The organism is Jiangella muralis, assembly GCF_001270745.1.
Taxonomy (GTDB): Bacteria; Actinomycetota; Actinomycetes; order Jiangellales; family Jiangellaceae; genus Jiangella; species Jiangella muralis.
In genome coordinates this window covers 133,342-150,955 of the sequence record NZ_KQ434759.1, presented here as the reverse complement: position 1 = coordinate 150,955, position 17,614 = coordinate 133,342, and the positions used below count along the sequence as shown (strand labels likewise).

Annotated in this window: 14 protein-coding genes; 8 read left to right on the top strand and 6 right to left on the bottom strand. The window is 71.6% G+C overall.

The window, feature by feature from the left end; all coding sequences use genetic code 11:
* Positions 1 to 7: 7 nt before the first annotated feature.
* From ACW62_RS17060 to ACW62_RS17045, 5 genes are all read right to left on the bottom strand, one after another.
* A complete protein-coding gene (locus ACW62_RS17060; RefSeq protein ID WP_169792071.1) occupies positions 8 to 652 on the bottom strand; it encodes a DUF2589 domain-containing protein in 645 nt (214 codons plus the stop codon).
* Positions 653 to 747: 95 nt separating this feature from the next.
* Positions 748 to 1,734 (bottom strand): M12 family metallopeptidase, encoded by a 987-nt coding sequence (locus tag ACW62_RS17055; RefSeq protein WP_205629418.1) that lies wholly within the window; start codon positions 1,732 to 1,734, stop codon positions 748 to 750.
* 299 nt (positions 1,735 to 2,033) lie between these two features.
* Positions 2,034 to 2,621: an MFS transporter gene (locus ACW62_RS35295; protein ID WP_205629417.1), complete on the bottom strand. Its 588-nt coding sequence runs from the start codon at positions 2,619 to 2,621 to the stop codon at positions 2,034 to 2,036.
* 245 nt (positions 2,622 to 2,866) lie between these two features.
* Positions 2,867 to 3,412, bottom strand: a complete 546-nt coding sequence (locus tag ACW62_RS35290; protein ID WP_205629416.1) for an MFS transporter — start codon at positions 3,410 to 3,412, stop codon at positions 2,867 to 2,869.
* A 177-nt stretch (positions 3,413 to 3,589) separates the two neighbouring features.
* Positions 3,590 to 4,252 carry a DUF6308 family protein gene (locus ACW62_RS17045; protein ID WP_053205309.1) on the bottom strand — a complete coding sequence of 221 codons (663 nt, stop codon included), beginning with the start codon at positions 4,250 to 4,252 and terminating at the stop codon, positions 3,590 to 3,592.
* 136 nt (positions 4,253 to 4,388) lie between these two features.
* On the opposite strand from ACW62_RS17045, the gene ACW62_RS17040 reads away from it, so the two are divergent.
* The 8 genes from ACW62_RS17040 (at position 4,389) to hrpA (ending at position 15,157) form a co-directional block, all read left to right on the top strand.
* Positions 4,389 to 4,661 carry an SAV_915 family protein gene (locus tag ACW62_RS17040; protein WP_053205308.1) on the top strand — a complete coding sequence of 91 codons (273 nt, stop codon included), beginning with the start codon at positions 4,389 to 4,391 and terminating at the stop codon, positions 4,659 to 4,661.
* Positions 4,651 to 5,109, top strand: coding sequence for an Lrp/AsnC family transcriptional regulator (locus tag ACW62_RS17035; RefSeq protein ID WP_053205307.1), 459 nt, complete (start codon positions 4,651 to 4,653; stop codon positions 5,107 to 5,109). The genes ACW62_RS17040 and ACW62_RS17035 overlap by 11 nt, the downstream gene beginning before the upstream one ends.
* Positions 5,110 to 5,170: 61 nt before the next feature.
* On the top strand, positions 5,171 to 6,235 hold the full coding sequence (locus tag ACW62_RS17030) for a GTP pyrophosphokinase (RefSeq protein ID WP_053205306.1): 1,065 nt from the start codon (positions 5,171 to 5,173) through the stop codon (positions 6,233 to 6,235).
* A 51-nt stretch (positions 6,236 to 6,286) separates the two neighbouring features.
* Positions 6,287 to 7,090 (top strand): NAD(P)H-binding protein, encoded by an 804-nt coding sequence (locus ACW62_RS17025; RefSeq protein ID WP_053205305.1) that lies wholly within the window; start codon positions 6,287 to 6,289, stop codon positions 7,088 to 7,090.
* A gap of 25 nt (positions 7,091 to 7,115) precedes the next feature.
* Positions 7,116 to 7,541: a hypothetical protein gene (locus tag ACW62_RS17020; RefSeq protein WP_053205304.1), complete on the top strand. Its 426-nt coding sequence runs from the start codon at positions 7,116 to 7,118 to the stop codon at positions 7,539 to 7,541.
* Between the two features lie 74 nt (positions 7,542 to 7,615).
* On the top strand, positions 7,616 to 8,362 hold the full coding sequence (locus tag ACW62_RS17015) for a beta-phosphoglucomutase family hydrolase (protein ID WP_053205303.1): 747 nt from the start codon (positions 7,616 to 7,618) through the stop codon (positions 8,360 to 8,362).
* Positions 8,359 to 10,749 (top strand): glycoside hydrolase family 65 protein, encoded by a 2,391-nt coding sequence (locus tag ACW62_RS17010; RefSeq protein WP_053205302.1) that lies wholly within the window; start codon positions 8,359 to 8,361, stop codon positions 10,747 to 10,749. The genes ACW62_RS17015 and ACW62_RS17010 overlap by 4 nt, the downstream gene beginning before the upstream one ends.
* A 484-nt stretch (positions 10,750 to 11,233) precedes the next feature.
* Positions 11,234 to 15,157: an ATP-dependent RNA helicase HrpA gene (hrpA, locus tag ACW62_RS17005; protein WP_053205301.1), complete on the top strand. Its 3,924-nt coding sequence runs from the start codon at positions 11,234 to 11,236 to the stop codon at positions 15,155 to 15,157.
* Here hrpA and ACW62_RS17000 read toward each other — a convergent pair.
* Positions 15,154 to 17,604 carry a hypothetical protein gene (locus ACW62_RS17000; RefSeq protein ID WP_157574811.1) on the bottom strand — a complete coding sequence of 817 codons (2,451 nt, stop codon included), beginning with the start codon at positions 17,602 to 17,604 and terminating at the stop codon, positions 15,154 to 15,156. The two genes, hrpA and ACW62_RS17000, sit on opposite strands and share 4 nt — an antisense overlap.
* Positions 17,605 to 17,614 lie beyond the last annotated feature (10 nt).

The window sequence follows — 17,614 nt, the reverse complement described above, 5'->3', positions numbered from 1 at the left end:
TACGGGTCTAGGCCGCCAGCATGCCGAGGACCTTCTCCAGCCCGGCCGGGATCTCGTCCTGCACAGCCTTGACGTTGACCTTGAGCGTGTACTCCTTCGAGACCTCGACGCCCACCGTGCTGCGCCGCTGATACGAGCCGGAGACCCGGAAGCTCACCGGCCCCCAGCCGGCCTTCACCTCGGCCTCGACCCCGATGTCCTCCGACACCGTGGACGTCTCGACCGAGTTGAGCTTGACGTTGAAGTCCACGATCACGTGCTCGATCCGCAGCGCCGGGATGGGCAGCATGGCCAGCAACGGGACCCGGAGCGCCACGTCCCGCGAGATCTCATTGCCCGCCGCGTCGACGTCCTTGCGCTGGTGGGTGAAGTCGACCATCACGACCTCACGCTTGCCGCCGACCTCGTTGAAGCCCACGCGGTCGATGAAGTCGATGGTCGCCAGCGATGAGGCGATCTGCGCATCGACGGCGGCCTGCAGGGGTCCGCCGATCATGCTGCGGAACGGGATGTTGTTGAGCTCGGACGTGAAGTCGGTCGACGGCGCCGCCGACGGCCCACCCGCCGCGGCCCGTTCCTTGTCGATGGCCCGGAGGAGGTCCATCGACGCACGGACGGCATCGTCGCCGTCACCGGTGGCCGCGGGTGTCACCGCACCCGGCGCCTTCGCCGGCTCATTTCTGCGGGACCTTTCGCGTCCCGTTCTGGATTCGTCAGCCATTCGAATCGCTCTCCTGACGTTTTCGGCTACCAGTGCATCAGGGCTGATCCGCCCGATGCCCAGGTGTAGTACAGGCGTACGCGGACGACGTATCGCCGGCCGGCGAAAAGCTTGGTCGCGATGAGTGCGTTGCGCGCTTCGCCGCTGTCGTCGTCGCCCTGGAGGTAGCGCAGTTCCCCGCCGACTTCCTCGAAGAGGACCATGACGACGTCGGCCGAGCCGAATGTCCCGATGCTGTACTTGCGGCTCGCGGCGGGACGGATCTCCGCGTCGAATTGCTCACCTGGGGCGAGATTCATCGCGACGGACTGGTACGGCTGGAGGACCGGGAGCACGGCGGCCTGGGACGGATACCAGGACCGGACCTGCTGGCGGTCGACGTCGGAGACGGTTCCCGGCGGGAATATGCCCGTCCGGAATTCCTCGGGACGACGAATGAGCCCGCCGGGAAACTCGTAATGCATGACGGAGGCCGGGTCCCAGGCCGATCCCGTCACCTCCCTGGGGTCGAGCTTCCGGAGCACGTTCTGGTAGACCTTGCCGCGATCCCAGCTGTTCGGCGGTCGCCCGAGGAAGGCATAGACCGCCTCTTCGTCCCAGATGATTCCGGCGTTGGGGTTCTGGTGCTCGTGCGGCAGGCCCAGGCTGTGCCCGATCTCATGGCGCGCGGTCGAGCGGCCTTCCTGCGTGGTGAGGTCCCAGCCGAAGTTCATCGTTCGCTGATCGATCGCGATGCCGAGCACGTCGCGTCCGAGGTAGGACCAGGAACCGTCACCCTGGACGAATCCGATCCGGATCTCGGCCTCATCGGGGTCGTCGACCTCGACGAAGTCCAGCCCGAGCCCGATCGCCTTCCACTCGTCGAAGGACTCCCGGACGACCTGCTGCTGATCAAGGCGCTCGGACTGCTCCAGGAAGCAGTACCGCAGCGTCGTCCCGTTCGCCCATCTGGTCCGCCAGACGATAATCGCGCGTTGGCGGTCGAATGGAAGGTCGGGCGACAGTACGGGCATGCTACGGACGGGCGCGCTGCAATACTGCAGGCGCGCACGAACGGTTGGATCTGCCATTCCAGCTCACCCCCGTGGCTGAATGCGTCGTAAGGCAGCGGACGCACAGCCCCAAGGCCGTGTCCGCTTACTGTCATGGCGGCATCCGATCGCCTGATGGATCGGCTCCACCATGCGTTGATAATCAGCCGATGGCCGGCTAAGCACCCCAGAAAAGGCTCACCGGGAATCATCCCCCCTCAGCTGCGCCCCACCCCGCATTGACCCGAATTACCTTGACATACCGCAGGCTGGTGATCTTGTCAATGGTGCTCCGGACGGGCACGGCTGGGCAGCAGCGTCATCAGCAGCGCGGCGAGCACGTACGCTCCGATCTGCCAGGGCAGCGCCGCCGCCAGCGCGTCGGCGTGGGCGGTGACGGCGTCGACGCCGGCCGCGTCCTCCAGGGTCGCGAAGAAGACGGTGCCGAGGACGGCGACGCCGAGGGCGTTGCCGACCTGGCTGAACGTCGTCAGGACGCCGGCCGCGGAGCCGGCGCGGTGCTCGTCGACGGCGGAGATGATGATGTCGATGAGGGGTGGCGCGGCGAGCCCGAGGCCGAGGCCGCCGATGAACAGCGGCCAGGCCAGCGCCCAGTAGCCGAGGTCGACGGTGTCGGTCAGCAGCACCAGCAGCAGCACCTGCGCCGCCGCCAGGCTCGCCGCGCCGGTCACCAGCAGGGCCCGCCCGGCCTTCGCCGCCAGCTGCACCGACAACGCCGACGTGATGAACGAGCCGATCGCGTACGGCAGCAGCACCAGCCCGGTCTCCCAGGCCGTCCGCCCGGTGCCGTTCTGCAGGTACAGCACCAGCAGCAGGAAGTACGAGCCGATCGCGCCGAAGAACAGCACCGCGACCAGCGAACCCGCGCCGGGTGAACAGCGTCGGCTCGATCAGCGGGTCGCCGCCGCGGGCCCGGATCCGGCGCTGCCGCCACACCAGCGCCGCGATCACCAGTGGCGCGGCGACCAGGCAGGCGACGGTCCACGCGGGCCAGTCCAGCTTGGGGCCCTGGATCAGCGGCAGCAGCACCGTCGCCGCCGTCGCCAGGACGGCGCCGGGGACGTCCCGCCAGGCCGAGCCGGGGTCGCGCGGCTCAGCCAGCGTCCGCCATCCGACCAGCAGCGCCACCACCCCGATCGGCACGTTCACCCAGAACACCGCGCGCCAGCCCAGCCCCCCAGAGGTCGCCGTCGACGAGCGCACCGCCGAGGATCGGGCCGACGACCGCGGCCAGGCCCAGCGTCGCGCCGTACACGCCGAGCGCCGCGGGACGGTACCGGTCCGGGAAGTTGGCCCGGATCATCCCGATCACCAGCGGGACGGTGAACGCCGCCGCCACGCCGGTGAGAATGCGCATGACCATCAGCCAGCCCGGGTTCGGCGCCAGGGCGGTCAGCGCGGCGAAGAGTGTCCCCGCCCCGACGCCGGCCAGGAACACCCGGCGGCGTCCGTACAGGTCGCCGACCCGGCCGCCGGTGATCAGGCCCGCACCCATCGCGAGGGTGTAACCGGCCAGCGTCCACTGCACCTGCGCCGACGTCATGCCCAGGTCCGCGGCCATCGACGGCAGCGCGACCGTGACGATCGTGGCGTCCACGAGGTCCATGAACTCCGCCGTGAGGACCACGGCGAGCCCCACCCACACCGCGGCGGCATGCGAGACGACCTGCTGACCGAGGTCATCGGCGCGCTGAACGAGCGGCTGCGTCAGGATCTCGGCGGCTTCGACGACGCCGGGCTGCGGGCGCTGCGCGACTTCGCCCGCGCGGCGAAGGCCGGCACCGAGCTGCTCTGCGGGCAGGGGCGTCGGACCGGCCTAGGCGGACGTCTTGACGTGCATCCAGAGCACGACGTCGAGGATGCGCAGCGGCGGGTCGAGCAGGTCGGACTCGCGGACCGCGGACTCGGCGATGACCTTCTCGAGCAGCCGCCGCACCTCGGTGTCGGTGACGAGGTGCTGGTAGACCAGCCAGTCGACGCGGCGGTCCTCGCCCACGCCGAGGAGGCCGCGGGTGACGAGGGAGTCGCGGACGGGGAACAGGCGGGGCCGCTTGCGGGCGCACAGCTTCGACGCCGCCACCCACTTGTTGCCGCCGAGGGCGTTCTTGAGCTGCAGGTGCAGGTGCTCGGCGGCGTCGAGGACGGCGTCGGCGGCGTCGGCGAGGTCGGTCTCGACCGGCACCATGCGTAACGCCTTGAGGACGTCGTTGCGGTGCGGGCCGCCCTGCAGCAGCTGCCGCCCGGCCCGCGGCCCGACGCTGATGCCCAGCAGCGACGTGGCGTAGAGGTCGGCGGCGGTGATGGAGTCGTACTCCACCGGGCCGACCGCGAGGAAGCTGCGGCCGGCGTAGTTGGAGTCGCGGTCGTAGAAGAGCCGGAGGTTCTGCACGGCGGCAGGGTCCTCGAGGGCGCCCAGCGCGGCCGAGCGGGCGCGGTCGAGCTGAGCGGAGGACGGCCGACGGGCGCGTGTCGGGGTCACAACGATCATCGTGACAGGCTCCTCGGACACATCCAACCCCTCAGACCGTCAAGTGGACGTCAGAATTGCGGCCGACGGCGTCTGGAACGCGTGAAGATCCGGTCCCGGCCGGGCTTCGCGACCTAGCGTCGCCGGCATGGAGCACTCACAGCCGCTGTTCGTCCCCGTCCGCACGACCTCGTCCTGCATGGCCGTGGTCACCGCCCGGCTCCCGGACGGCGGCCGCGTCGGCCTGGCCTTCACCAGCGCCGAAGCGCTCGCCGCCGCCATGGGCCGGGCGCAGCCGTGGACCCGGCTCAGCATCGCCGCCGAGCGCGCGCTGCTCGCCCCGCTCGGAGTCGCGCGCATCCAGGTCGACCCGGTCCTCGTCGCGGCCCCGGCGCCGGTGAAGGCGCGTCATGCCGCGTGAGCTGGACGCCGTCGACCGGGTGATCCTCGGCCAGCTGCTGCGGATCGGCCGCTCCCCGCTGCATGTCCTCGCGCGGCGGGCCGGGCTGAGCGTGTCGGCGATGTCGGTGCGGGTCCGGCGGCTGGAGGAGGCCGGCATCATCGCCGGCTTCCGCGCCCAGGTCGACCTCGACGCCGTCGGGCGGCCGGTGCAGGCGGTGGTGCGGGTCGGGTTGGCGCCGGCGACCGAGCGGCCGATCTTCGAGAAGTGGCTCAGCGGCCGGGCGGCGGTGACGGCGGCCTGGCAGCTGGCCGGCGACGACGACTACCTGGTGCAGTTGGCCTGCCGCGACGTGGCCGGCCTCGACGACGAGCTGTGCGAGCTGACCGCGCACGGCGGCGCCGAGCGCACGTCGACGAGCATCGTGCTGCACGCCGTCCCCGACCTCGGTGGCCACCTCACCGAGTGACGCGGAGCTGACGTACCCTCGCAGACGCACCGACGCCGTGATCGAGCAGACGTGAGGGCTGATGGCCGAGCTGACCGCCAAGCAGTGGGGCACCAGGTACAGCGCCCAGCGCGGGCTGTACGAGCAGTACGCGGACCGCCTCCGGGCCCTGCTCGCCGACGTGCTGACCTCGGCGGGCATCGACGTGGTGCAGATCGAGTCGCGCGCGAAGACGGTCGGCAGCTTCGTCGAGAAGATCACCCGCAAGAGCCACGACGACGACCCGATCGGCACCATGACCGATCTGGTCGGCCTGCGGGTGATCACCTACTACCTGGAGGACGTCGGGCGGATCGGCGAGCTGATCGCCCGTGAGTTCGAGATCGACCAGGAGAACTCGTCGGACAAGGCCATCGACCTCGCCTCGGACCAGTTCGGCTACCTCTCGGCCCACCACGTGGTGCGGCTCGGCCCGTCGCGGCGCGAGCTGGCGGAGTGGGCGCCGTTCGCGTCGATCACGGCGGAGATCCAGGTGCGGACGGCGCTGCAGCACGCTTGGGCGGCGGTGAGCCACAAGGTCGCGTACAAGTCGGCGGCGCTGCCGGAGCCGATCCAGCGGCGGCTCTCGCGGCTCAGCGCGCTGTTCGAGCTGGCCGACGAGCAGTTCTCGTCGCTGCGGGACGCGAGCGCGGCGACCGACAGCGAGTACCGGCAGCAGGTGGACCGCGGCGCCCTGGACGTCCCGGTGGACACGTCCTCGATCGGCGCCTACCTCGACGGCGGCCGGGGCGACGTGCTGACAACGTGGTTCCAGCGGCACGGCTTCGACGTCACCACCAGGGAGGACGAGAACCGGCGCCGGCGGGCCCGGTCCGCCCTGGTGTCGGCGTTGAAGACGGTCGGCCTCGGCACACTCGTCGACCTCCACGCCTTCCTGGCCGACGCCGCGCGAACCGATGCCGCGATCGAGCTGGTGCGGACGGTCTACGAGGCCGACGGGCATCGTCCGCGGGGATCCCTGGAGGACCTGCTGACGATGACCGTGACCGCGGCGCTGGACTTCGGCGAACGACCGGGCACGCCCTACCTCACCGAGCAGTGGTCCGAGACGCTGCGGCGCGTGCGACGGGACGACACCACACCGTAGCCCCGGGAAACTCTATGCGTACGACGTACGCGTACGGTGTACGCTGTGGGCATGACCCTCCTCGTCACCGGTGCGACCGGAAGCGTCGGCCGCCTCGTCGTCGACCAGCTGCTCACCCTCGGCGCCACCGACGTGCGCGCCCTCGTCCGCAACCCGGCCAAGGCCACGCTGCCCGGCGGCGTCGAGGTCGCGACCGGCTACGTCGGCGCGCCCGAGACGCTGGACGGCGCCTTCGACGGCGTCGACCGCATGTACCTGACGTCGTACACCGAGACCGCCGTCGAGGTGCTGGCCCGCGCGAAGAAGGCCGGCGTCCAGCACGTCGTCAGCCTGTCCGGCGAACGGGAGAGCTGGTGGGGCTCGATCGTCGACGACGTCGAGGCGTCCGGCCTGGCGTGGACGCACCTGTGGCCCGGGGAGTTCATGGAGAACAGCACCATCTGGGCCGACCAGATCCGCACCACGAGCCAGGTCCGCGACGGCTACGCGCGGTCGGCGAACGCCGCCATCGCGATGGACGACGTCGCCGCGGTGGCCGCCGTCGCGCTGGTCCGGGACGGCCACGTCGGGCAGGCGTACACCCTCACCGGCCCCGAGACACTGACCCGCGCCGAGAAGGTCGCGCTCATCGGCCGCGCACTCGGCCGCGACGTCCCGTACGTCGAGCTGAGCCGCGACGACGCCGTCGCCGCGCTCACCCCCGCGATGGGCGAGCACGCCGAGTGGTACGTCGACGGCGAGAAGGACCTCGTCGACTACCCGCAGCAGGCCACCGGGGCCGTCGCCGAGCTGCTCGGCCGGCCGGCCACGACGTTCGCCGAGTGGGCCGTGCGGAACGCGACCCTGTTCCGCTGACCCACAGCCGCATTACAGTCGAAATGTGACGGTCGCCGTTCTGCTCATCATCGCCTTGGTCGTGGTGCTCGTGCTGGCTGCGACGGTCGTCTACGCGCGCCAGCCGGCGTCCGGTACGGGCCGCATCGTCCGGTACCGGCGCCGGACCCGCTCGGCGCCGCGGTTCCGCCTCGAACGGCTCAGCCAGCACCGCTACGTGCTGCGCAACGACGGCGGCACGTCCGCCTACGACGTCCGTCTCGACACCGACGACCTCACCGTCACGGAGGGCGAGACCCACCTGCGTGAGTTCGGCCCGCGACACGCCGAGCACTACCTCCTGATCCAGCCGATGCACGGACGGGTCACGGACATCGTGGTCCGCTGGCACACCCGGCCGGGCGGCGACGACGTGCAGGTCACGCCGTTGCGACTGGACATCGAGGCGGCCTCAGAAGGGCAGGAAGCCTGACCATCCCACCGCCGCGGCACGCGGGTTCGCAGCGCCGCCACCCGCCACCCCGGATGATGACTTAAGGTCGTCCAATGCTTGGCCTGCCGGACCACATCAAGGCGTGTCTGTTCGACCTTGACGGAGTCCTCACCCCCACCGCGGAAGTGCACAAAACCGCCTGGAAGGCGACGTTCGACGCGTTTCTCCGCGACCGCGCGCAAGGCGCGGACGACCCCTTCGTCCCCTTCGACATCGAGGGCGACTACAACGTCTACGTCGACGGCAAACAGCGCGCCGACGGCGTGCGCTCGTTCCTCGCCTCGCGCGGCATCACGCTGCCCGAGGGGACGCCCGACGACCCCGGCACCGCCGACACCGTCAACGGCGTCGGCAACCGCAAGAACGTCGTGCTGCTGGAGCGGCTGCGCGAGGTCGGCGTGCGCCCGTACCCAGGCTCCGTCACCTACCTGCACGCCGCCGTCGAGGCCGGGCTGCGCCGGGCCGTCGTGTCGGCCAGCGCGAACTGCCGCGAGGTCGTCGCGGCCGCCGGCATCGCCGACCTTCTCGAGGTCCGCGTCGACGGCCTGACGGCGCGCGCCGAGGGCCTGCGCGGCAAGCCGCAGCCCGACTCCTTCCTCGCCGCGGCCGAGCGGCTGGGCGTCGCGCCCGGCGAGGCCGCCGTGTTCGAGGACGCGCTCGCCGGCGTCCAGGCGGGCCGCGCGGGCGACTTCGGCTTCGTCGTCGGCGTCGACCGCGTGGGCCAGGCCGACGCCCTGCGCGAGCACGGCGCCGACATCGTCGTCGACGACCTCGCTGAGCTCCTGGAGGCGGGCCGATGATCCGCGAGGGCGCCTACCCCTGCGAGCCGTGGCGCATCCGCGAGGCCACACTGGACCTCGACCTGCTGGCGCAGTCCGAGTCGGTGCTCGCGCTGTCCAACGGCCACATCGGCCTGCGCGCCAACCTCGACGAGGGCGAGCCGCACGGGCTGCCCGGCAGCTACCTCAACTCGTTCTACGAGCTGCGCCCGCTGCCCTACGCCGAGGCCGGCTACGGCTACCCGGAACAGGGCCAGACGGTCGTCAACGTCACCAACGGCAAGCTGATCCGGCTGCTCGTCGACGACGAGCCGTTCGACGTCCGCTACGGCGACCTGCAGGCGCACGAGCGGGTGCTCGACATGCGCGCCGGGACGCTGGACCGCACCGTCGAGTGGGTGTCGCCGGCCGGCCAGGCGGTGCGGGTCCGCTCGACCCGGCTGGTGTCGTTCATCCAGCGCGCCGTCGCCGCGATCTGCTACGAGGTCGAGCCGGTCGAGAACGAGGCCCGCGTCGTCATCCAGTCCGGGCTGGTCGCCAACGAGGAACTGCCGGTCACCAAGAAGGACCCGCGCGTCGCGGCGTTGCTGGAAGAGCCGCTGGAGTCCGAGGAGCACATCGCCAACGGCGCCGGCGGCCTGCTGATCCACCGGACCAAGGCCAGCGGCCTGCGCATGGCGGCCGCGATGACGCACGTCGTCGAGGGCCCGGACCGCACCGTCGTCAGCACCGAGGCGTTCCCCGACTGGGCCCGCACCACCATCGCGTGCGTGCTCAAGCCGGGCGAGAAGCTGCGCGTCGTCAAGCTGCTCGCGTACGGGTTCTCCAGCCGCCGGTCGCTGCCGGCGCTGCGCGACCAGGTCGGCGCGGCGCTGGCGTCGGCGCGGCTGACCGGCTGGGAAGGGCTCTGCAAGGGGCAGCGCGAGTACCTCGACGCGTTCTGGGACGCCGCCGACGTCCGCGTCGACGGTGATCCCGAGGTCCAGCAGGCGGTCCGGTTCGGGCTGTTCCACGTCCTGCAGGCCGGCGCCCGCAACGAGATGCGGCCGATCCCGGCGAAGGGCCTGACCGGGCCCGGGTACGACGGCCACGTCTTCTGGGACACCGAGATGTTCGTGCTCCCGGTGCTCATCTACACCCAGCCCGACGCGGCCGCGCAGGTGCTGCGCTGGCGGCACGCGACGCTCGACCTCGCCCGGGAGCGGGCCCACACGCTCGGCCTGAAGGGCGCGGCGTTCCCGTGGCGGACCATCCGCGGCCACGAGACGTCCGGTTACTGGCCGGCCGGGACCGCCGGCTTCCACATCGGCGCCGGCATCGCCGACGCGACGATGCGCTACGTCCAGGCCACCGGCGACGAGGCGTTCGAGCGTGAGGTCGGGGTCGAGCTGCTGGTCGAGACCGCGCGGCTGTGGCGTTCGCTCGGCCACCACGACCGTCACGGCGCGTTCCACATCGACGGCGTCACCGGGCCGGACGAGTACTCGGCCGTCTCCAACGACAACGTCTACACGAACCTCATGGCGCAACGGAACCTCGTCGGCGCCGCCGACGCCGTGCTCCGTCACCCCGACATCGCCGCCGCCCTGGACGTCGACGACGAGGAGACGGCGTCCTGGCGCGACGCCGCCGGCGCCATGGCCATCCCGTACGACGACGAGCTGGGCGTGCACCAGCAATCCGAGGGGTTCACCCGGTTCCAGGAGTGGGACTTCGAGCACACCGAGCCCGACGACTACCCGCTGCTGCTGACGCACCCCTACTTCGACCTCTACCGGCGTCAGGTCATCAAGCAGTCCGACCTCGTGCTGGCCATGCACTGGCGCGGCGACGCGTTCACGCCGGCCGAGAAGGTGCGCAACTTCAGCTACTACGAGGCCCGCACCGTCCGCGACTCGTCGCTGTCGTCGTGCACCCAGGCCGTCATGGCCGCCGAGACCGGGCACCTGGAACTGGCGCACGACTACCTCGGCGAGGCCGCGCTGACCGACCTGCACGACAGCCACTCCAACACCAGCGACGGCGTCCACCTGGCGTCGCTCGCCGGGGCGTGGCTCGGCCTCGTCGCCGGCTACGGCGGCATGCGCGACCACGACGGCGTGCTCTCCTTCGCCCCGCGGCTGCCGAGCCGCATCAACCGGCTGGACTTCTCGCTGCTGTGGCGAGGGCTGCGGCTGCGGGTCAGCGTCCGGCCCGACGAGGTCACGTACTACCTGCGCGAAGGCGACCACGAGGACGGCTCGCGGCTGGAGCTGCTGCACCACGGCGAGCCGGTCACGGTCCGCGTCAGCGCGCCGGTCACCGTCGCGATCCCGCCGGCGCCGGCGCGCGAGCCGGAGCCGCAGCAGCCGGCCGGACGCGCTCCGGTCCGGCGTGGGGTGCACAACCCGGCTGTGGTCACCAGCTGACGCCGCGGGGGTGCGGGGGCTCGCGTCGCCCGCACCCACGCCGCGACGACGTCCGCCGGTCGCGCGTCGTGGTAGGTATGACCCGCCCCTCCGTTTCGCCGGGTCTCCGACGCTCGAACCGAGTGTTGAGCGGGCGTCGCGTGGCGGCGCGCCACTGGGTGTGATCACTGGGTGAGATCACACGGTGGGGTGGGGATCGCGTAAAAAGGACGCGCGGTTCGCCGTCTTGCGGCAGTGGGCCGTCCCCCTGCTGCCCATTTTCTCAGCCGCGTTGGTCGTCCTCGATTCCCGGAGCGCGGGCATCGAGGTGTACCCAGACTGCCCCCGTCCCCAACGTGGCGGTCTCCGACGAACGTCGCAGACCCGGGCACGGCCGGCCAGCCAACGAGAAGCCCGGCCCGACAGGGTCACCGCGCGCGGGGTTCGGGATGCCGCCGGATAACCGGGTGATCCGGCGTCCACCGCGCCGTACCCTTGACGGCGTATGCCTGCCTCCCCCACCACACCCACCTTGGCCGACCTGCGTGCCCGGCTGCCCGAGCTGATGCTGCGCGACGAGCGGCGGCTCGCGCGGCGGCTCGACGGTGTGCGCAAGGTCCGCGACGGCGAGGCGCTAACGTCCGCGCTGGCCGAGATCGCGCACGAGGTCGACGCCGCCGAGCGGCGGGTCGCACGGCGCCAGGCGGCCGTCCCCGCCGTCCGGTACCCGCAGGAGCTGCCGGTCAGCCAGCGCCGCGACGAGATCGCCGCCGCGATCCGCGACCACCAGGTCGTCATCGTCGCAGGCGAGACCGGGTCCGGGAAGACGACGCAGCTGCCGAAGATCTGCCTCGAGCTGGGCCGGGGCGTCCGCGGCGCCATCGGGCACACCCAGCCGCGCCGGCTGGCGGCGCGCACCGTCGCCGAACGCATCGCCGAGGAGCTGCACACCGAGCTGGGCCGCGCCATCGGCTACCAGGTCCGGTTCACCGCGAAGGCCGGCGACGACACGCTGGTCAAGCTGATGACCGACGGCATCCTGCTGGCCGAGATCGGCCAGGACCGCATGCTGCGCCGCTACGACACGCTGATCATCGACGAGGCGCACGAGCGCAGCCTGAACATCGACTTCATCCTCGGCTACCTCAAGCAGCTGCTGCCGAAGCGGCCCGACCTGAAGGTGATCATCACCTCGGCGACGATCGACCCGGAGCGGTTCGCCCAGCACTTCGATGACGCGCCGATCATCGAGGTCAGCGGCCGGACGTACCCGGTCGAGGTCCGCTACCGCCCGCTGGAGCCGGAGGAGGAGGGCGAGCCGCGCGACCAGATCCAGGCGATCGTCGACGCCTGTGACGAGCTGGCCCTCGAACCGTCGGGCGACGTGCTGGTGTTCCTGTCCGGTGAGCGGGAGATCCGCGACACCGCCGACGCGCTGCGCAAGCGGTACGCGTCGGCCCCGCAGGGGACGCTCGAGGTGCTGCCGCTGTACGCCCGGTTGTCGGCCGCCGAGCAGCACCGGGTGTTCCAGCCGCACACCGGACGGCGCATCGTGCTGGCCACGAACGTCGCCGAGACGTCGCTGACGGTGCCCGGCATCCGCTACGTCGTCGACCCCGGCACGGCGCGCATCTCCCGCTACAGCAACCGGACCAAGGTGCAGCGGCTGCCGATCGAGCCGGTGTCGCAGGCGTCGGCGCGGCAGCGGGCCGGTCGCTGCGGCCGGCTGTCCGACGGCATCTGCGTCCGGTTGTACTCCGAGGAGGACTTCGAGGCGCGGCCGGCGTTCACCGAGCCGGAGATCCTGCGCACCAACCTCGCGTCGGTCATCCTGCAGATGACGGCGCTCGGGCTGGGCGACGTCGCGGCGTTCCCGTTCCTCGACCCGCCCGACCGCCGCAGCATCGCCGACGGCGTCAACCTGCTGGTCGAGCTGGGTGCGCTCGACCCCACCGCGCGTGACGACAAGGACCGCCTCACCACGGTCGGACGGTCGCTCTCCCAGCTGCCGATCGACCCGCGGTTGGCCCGGATGATCCTGGAGGCCGGCCGCAACGGCTCCACCCGCGAGGTGCTCGTCCTCGCCGCGGCGCTGTCGATCCAGGACCCGCGCGAACGGCCGAGCGACCAGCGCGAGGTCGCCGACGCGTTCCACGCCCGGTTCGCCGACCAGACGTCGGACTTCCTGGCCCTCCTCAACTTGTGGCGGTACGTGAAGGAGCAGCAGCAGGAGCTCTCGTCCAGCGCGTTCCGCCGGCTCTGCCGCACCGAACACCTCAACTACCTGCGCATCCGCGAGTGGCAAGACCTCGAGTCGCAGCTGCGCCAGCTGGTCAAGCCGCTGGGCGTCACGCTCAACACCGTCGACGGGTCCGAGGACAACATCCACCAGGCGTTGCTCTCCGGCCTGCTCTCGCACATCGGCGTCAAGGACGAGGCCGGCAACGAGTACCAGGGCGCCCGCGGCGCGAAGTTCGCCGTCTTCCCCGGGTCGGCGCTGTTCAAGAAGCCGCCCCGCTGGCTGATGTCCGCCGAGCTGGTCGAGACGTCGCGGCTGTGGGCCCGCGTCAACGCCCGCATCGACCCCGCGTGGGCCGAGCCGCTGGCCGAGCACCTGGTGAAGCGGACGTACAGCGAGCCGCACTGGGAGCGCAAGGCCGGCGCCGTCGTCGGCTACGAGAAGGTCATGCTGTACGGCGTCGTCATCGTGCCGCGGCGCAAGGTGCAGTACTCCCGGGTCGACCCGGAGCTGAGCCGCGAGCTGTTCATCCGGCACGCGCTGGTCGAGGGCGACTGGACGACGCACCACCGGTTCTTCCACGAGAATCGCGAGCTGCTGGACGACGTCGAGGAGCTGGAGCACCGCGCCCGCCGCCGCGACATCGTCGTCGACGACGAGACGCTGTTCGAGTTCTACGACCAGCGCATCCCCGCCGACATCGTCTCCGGCCGGCACTTCGACAGCTGGTGGAAGAAGGCCCAGCACGAGCGTCCCGACCTCCTCACGTTCAGCACCGACCTGCTGACCACCGACGCCGCCGGCGCCGTCACCCAGGCCGACTACCCCGACAGCTGGCCGGCCGACGACCTCGGCCTGCGGCTGACGTACCAGTTCGAGCCGGGGTCCAGCGCCGACGGCGTCACGGTGCACGTCCCGATCGAGGTGCTCAACCAGGTCGAACCGGACGGGTTCGACTGGCAGGTGCCAGGGCTGCGGCCGGAGCTGGTGACGGCGCTGATCAAGGCGCTGCCGAAGCAGCTGCGCCGCTCGTTCGTCCCGGCGCCCGACACCGCGCGCGAGGCGCTCGCCCAGCTGCCGCCGTCACCGTCCGGACAGCCGTTCACCGCCGCGCTGGCCCGGGTGCTGCACCGGCTGCGGGCCGTGCCGGTGACCGCCGACGACTTCGACCTGAGCAAGGTGCCCGACCACCTGCGCATGACGTTCCGGGTGCTGGACGAGAAGGGCAAGCCGGCCGGCGAGGGCAAGGACCTCGACGCGCTGAAGGTGCGGCTGAAGCAGCAGTTGCGCCAGACCATGGCGGCCGCGGCCAGCAGCATCGAGCGGACGGGGTTGACGGCGTGGCCGGGCGGCGAGCTGCCCCGCACGTTCGAGCAGCGCCGCTCCGGGCACGTCGTCACCGGCTACCCGGCGCTGGTCGACGAGGGCGCGACGGTCGCGCTGAAGGTGCTGCCGACGCCGGCCGACCAGGCCCGCGCGATGTGGACCGGCAACCGGCGGCTGCTGCTGCTCTCCGTGCCGTCGCCGACGTCGTTCGTGCAGCGCCACCTCGGCAACCGGTCGAAACTGCTGCTCAGCCAGAACCCGGACGGCTCCATCGCCGGCCTGCTCGACGACGTCGCCGCCGCCTCGGTCGACTGGCTGGTCGGCGAGGCCGGCGGCCCGGCGTGGGACGAGACGGCGTTCGCGGCGCTGCGCGAGCGGGTCCGCGCCGACCTCATCGAGACCGTCTTCGAGGTGGTCGCCGACGTCGAGAAGGTGCTCGAGGTCGCCCACCGGGTCGCGGCGGCGCTGAAGGGCACCACGAGCCTCGCGCTGACGGCGTCCCTGGTCGACGCCCGCGACCACCTCGCCCGCCTGATGCCGCCCGGCTTCGTCACGTCCACCGGGCGGCGGCGGCTGCCCGACCTGCTGCGCTACCTGCGCGGCATCGAACGGCGGCTGGAGAAGCTGCCGACCAGCCCGCAGCGCGACCACCAGCACCTGGAGACCGTCCGCCGGGTCACCGACGAGTACGACGCCGCGCTCGCCGCCCTCCCGCCCGGCCACGGCCCCACCCCCGAGCACGACGCCGTCCGCCGGATGATCGAGGAGCTGCGGGTCAGCCTGTTCGCCCAGGAGCTCGGCACGGCCCAGCCGGTGTCGGAGAAGCGCCTGCTCAAGGCCGTCGACGCGCTCTACGACTCCTAGATCACGATGGTCTCCCGGGCGGCGTAGCGACGGCCGTTGACGACGACGGTGCGGACGTCGGGCAGCGGCGGGACATGCAGGATCGTCCGGCGCGGCGCGTGGTGCCAGTGGCCCGTCACCGCGACGTCGAGCGTCTGCCCGTCGTCCTCCAGTCCGAACTCGAGGTCGACCGGGCCGTACTGGGTCGCGACCTGCTCGAACCGGGTCCGCGTGTCGCCCGAGATCCAGGACAGCGGGCACAGCCGGAGCAGGTGCAGCATGTCGTCCTCGAGGCTGTCGTCGATGACCGCATGCAGGATCGTCCAGACCACGATCGGGTAGGAGAACAGGTTCCCGTAGATGGCGTTGCGGTGCTCGCTGGAGATGTAGGTGTCCTGCGACAGGCCGCCGGCGACCAGCCCGAACATCCCCTCCAGGTAGCGCTGCCGGTCGCCGAGTTGCCAGCTGTGGAAGACGTTCCAGCTGTAGCACGGCTCGCTCGACGACTGCTCGTGGTCGAGCACCGCCGGGTACAGGGCGTTGTGATGCACCGGGTCGAACAGCGCGGTGTTCGGACCGACCCGGAAGAACTCCACGAACGACGACATCAGCGGGTCCGACGCGGGCATCAGGCCGGCCCACACCGACATCAGCGCACCGGTGTCGAGCATCGTGAAGTCGTCCCAGACGCCGTCGCCGGTGAACTGCGGCCGCAGCACCGGCCAGCTGTCGCCGTCGGCGTCGGTCCAGGTCGCCGAGCGGTCACCGAGGTCGCGCATGGCCTGGGCGTACGTCGTCCGGAAGGTGTCGGCGAGGGCGGCGAACTCGGCGGCGCGGGGGTGCTTCTCGCGCTTCAGCAACCGGACCGCGGAGGCCAGGCCCTTGTAGGTGAAGCACTGGCTGATCATGCCCTGCGTCTCCACGCCCTCGTCGGTCGAGTGGCCGGGCGGCATCAGGCCGGGCACGCCGTCGTGGCCGGTGAGCGCGACGGCCTGGGCGATGTACTCGCACGCCATGACCACGGGCTCCAGCCACCGGTCGACGAACTCCTGGCGGCCGGACAGCAGGGCGTGCGTCGAGATGATCTCCAGGATCGCGCCGTGGTCGCTCATCCAGTCGATCGCCTGCAGCTCCTGCGGCGTCGAGAGGTAGCCGGGATAGCTCCCGCCGGCGAAGATGGCGCCGGGCGGCGTCCGCGTGCCCTGGTACTCCTTGTAGATCTCGATGTGCTGCTCGACGACGTCGTGCAGGCCGAGCCGGTCCAGGAACATGTGGCTGATCATCGACGTCGGCGTGCTCCACAGCACGTCGTAGGCGTAGGAGCCGGAGAGGAACGAGAACAGGCCGAGGTCCGGGCTCTTCTCGGCGACGATCTCGGCCAGCTGCGGGCCACGCCGCAGCACCTGGTTCACGTGGTGGTCGGGGGTGGTGATGCGGGCGCCCTGAGCGTCCGGCGCCCAGAAGCCGTCGGACTCGGCCAGCGCGCCGTCCCAGCCGAGCGCGAACTCCTCCTCGACGTCGGCCCGCGCGCCGGGCAGCAGCGGCACCAGCAGGTCGATGTGGCTGCCGACCTGCGCCGGCAGGCTGAGGTCGAGGTCGTAGACGCCGTCCGCACCGCCCGGCGCCAGCGTGATCCGGCCGCCCTCCGCCGTGCGGACCACCAGCCGCACGTTGCCGTCGTCGTCCATGATCGGCACGTCGACCGGCCGGAGATCGGGGTTCCACACCCGCTGCATGGTCAGGTCGCCGTCCAGCGGCGCAAGCGCCGGCACCGCCCGCAGCGGCACGCCGTTCTCCTGCTCATACGGGCCCTGCGGCCGCATGTACGCCTTGCTCAGCCACAGCCGGAACGCGAACTCGTCCGGCGGCTCGACCGGGTCGACGTGGGTCACCTCGAAGCGCACCCACGCGTACAGCGGCTCGACGGCGCTCTGCACCTCGCCGGCGCCGGGCAGGTGCGCGAAGACGGACTGCCGGATGACCAGGCGCTCCGGGCGGCGGAACTCGGTCCACAGCACCGGGGCGTCGTGATCCTCGTGCCAGCCCTGCTTCCGGTAGCCGAGGTCGTCGTCCCAGACCTCGCGCTCGGAGTCGGGGAACGGGCGGAACCCGCCGACCCGCTGCGGCATCACGACGGTGAACTGGAAGTTCCGGCCCTGGTACGGCATCACGTTCGGCTTGGCGGAGATGACCCAGCTCGGCTCGCAGATCAGCGCGCCGTTGTAGACCGAGGTGAACCGGAACAGGTGCCCCTTCCAGCCGATCGGGGTCCAGACGTTGCGCTGCGGCGGCCACCAGCGCAGCGCCGCGGCCAGATCCGGCTCCGGGCCGTCCGCCGGCAGCGGCCGCGGTTCGAACGTGTCGGCCCGGGCGGCCGACGACAGCCCTGGCGCGGTCGCGGCCAGCGCTCCTCCAGCGGCTGTTCCCCCGGCGAGACGCAGCAATCCCCGTCGAGACAAGGCAGGCATGAATGGCTCC

Bases quoted from the DNA above. Each gene is read 5' to 3' on its own strand.
- ACW62_RS17015 (WP_053205303.1), top strand. From the start codon at position 7,616: ATGCTTGGCCTGCCGGACCACATCAAGGCGTGTCTGTTCGACCTTGAC.
- ACW62_RS17000 (WP_157574811.1), bottom strand. From the start codon at position 17,604: ATGCCTGCCTTGTCTCGACGGGGATTGCTGCGTCTCGCCGGGGGAACA.
- hrpA (WP_053205301.1), top strand. From the start codon at position 11,234: ATGCCTGCCTCCCCCACCACACCCACCTTGGCCGACCTGCGTGCCCGG.
- ACW62_RS17030 (WP_053205306.1), top strand. From the start codon at position 5,171: ATGGCCGAGCTGACCGCCAAGCAGTGGGGCACCAGGTACAGCGCCCAG.
- ACW62_RS17025 (WP_053205305.1), top strand. From the start codon at position 6,287: ATGACCCTCCTCGTCACCGGTGCGACCGGAAGCGTCGGCCGCCTCGTC.
- ACW62_RS17010 (WP_053205302.1), top strand. From the start codon at position 8,359: ATGATCCGCGAGGGCGCCTACCCCTGCGAGCCGTGGCGCATCCGCGAG.
- ACW62_RS17040 (WP_053205308.1), top strand. From the start codon at position 4,389: ATGGAGCACTCACAGCCGCTGTTCGTCCCCGTCCGCACGACCTCGTCC.
- ACW62_RS17055 (WP_205629418.1), bottom strand. From the start codon at position 1,734: ATGCCCGTACTGTCGCCCGACCTTCCATTCGACCGCCAACGCGCGATT.
- ACW62_RS17035 (WP_053205307.1), top strand. From the start codon at position 4,651: ATGCCGCGTGAGCTGGACGCCGTCGACCGGGTGATCCTCGGCCAGCTG.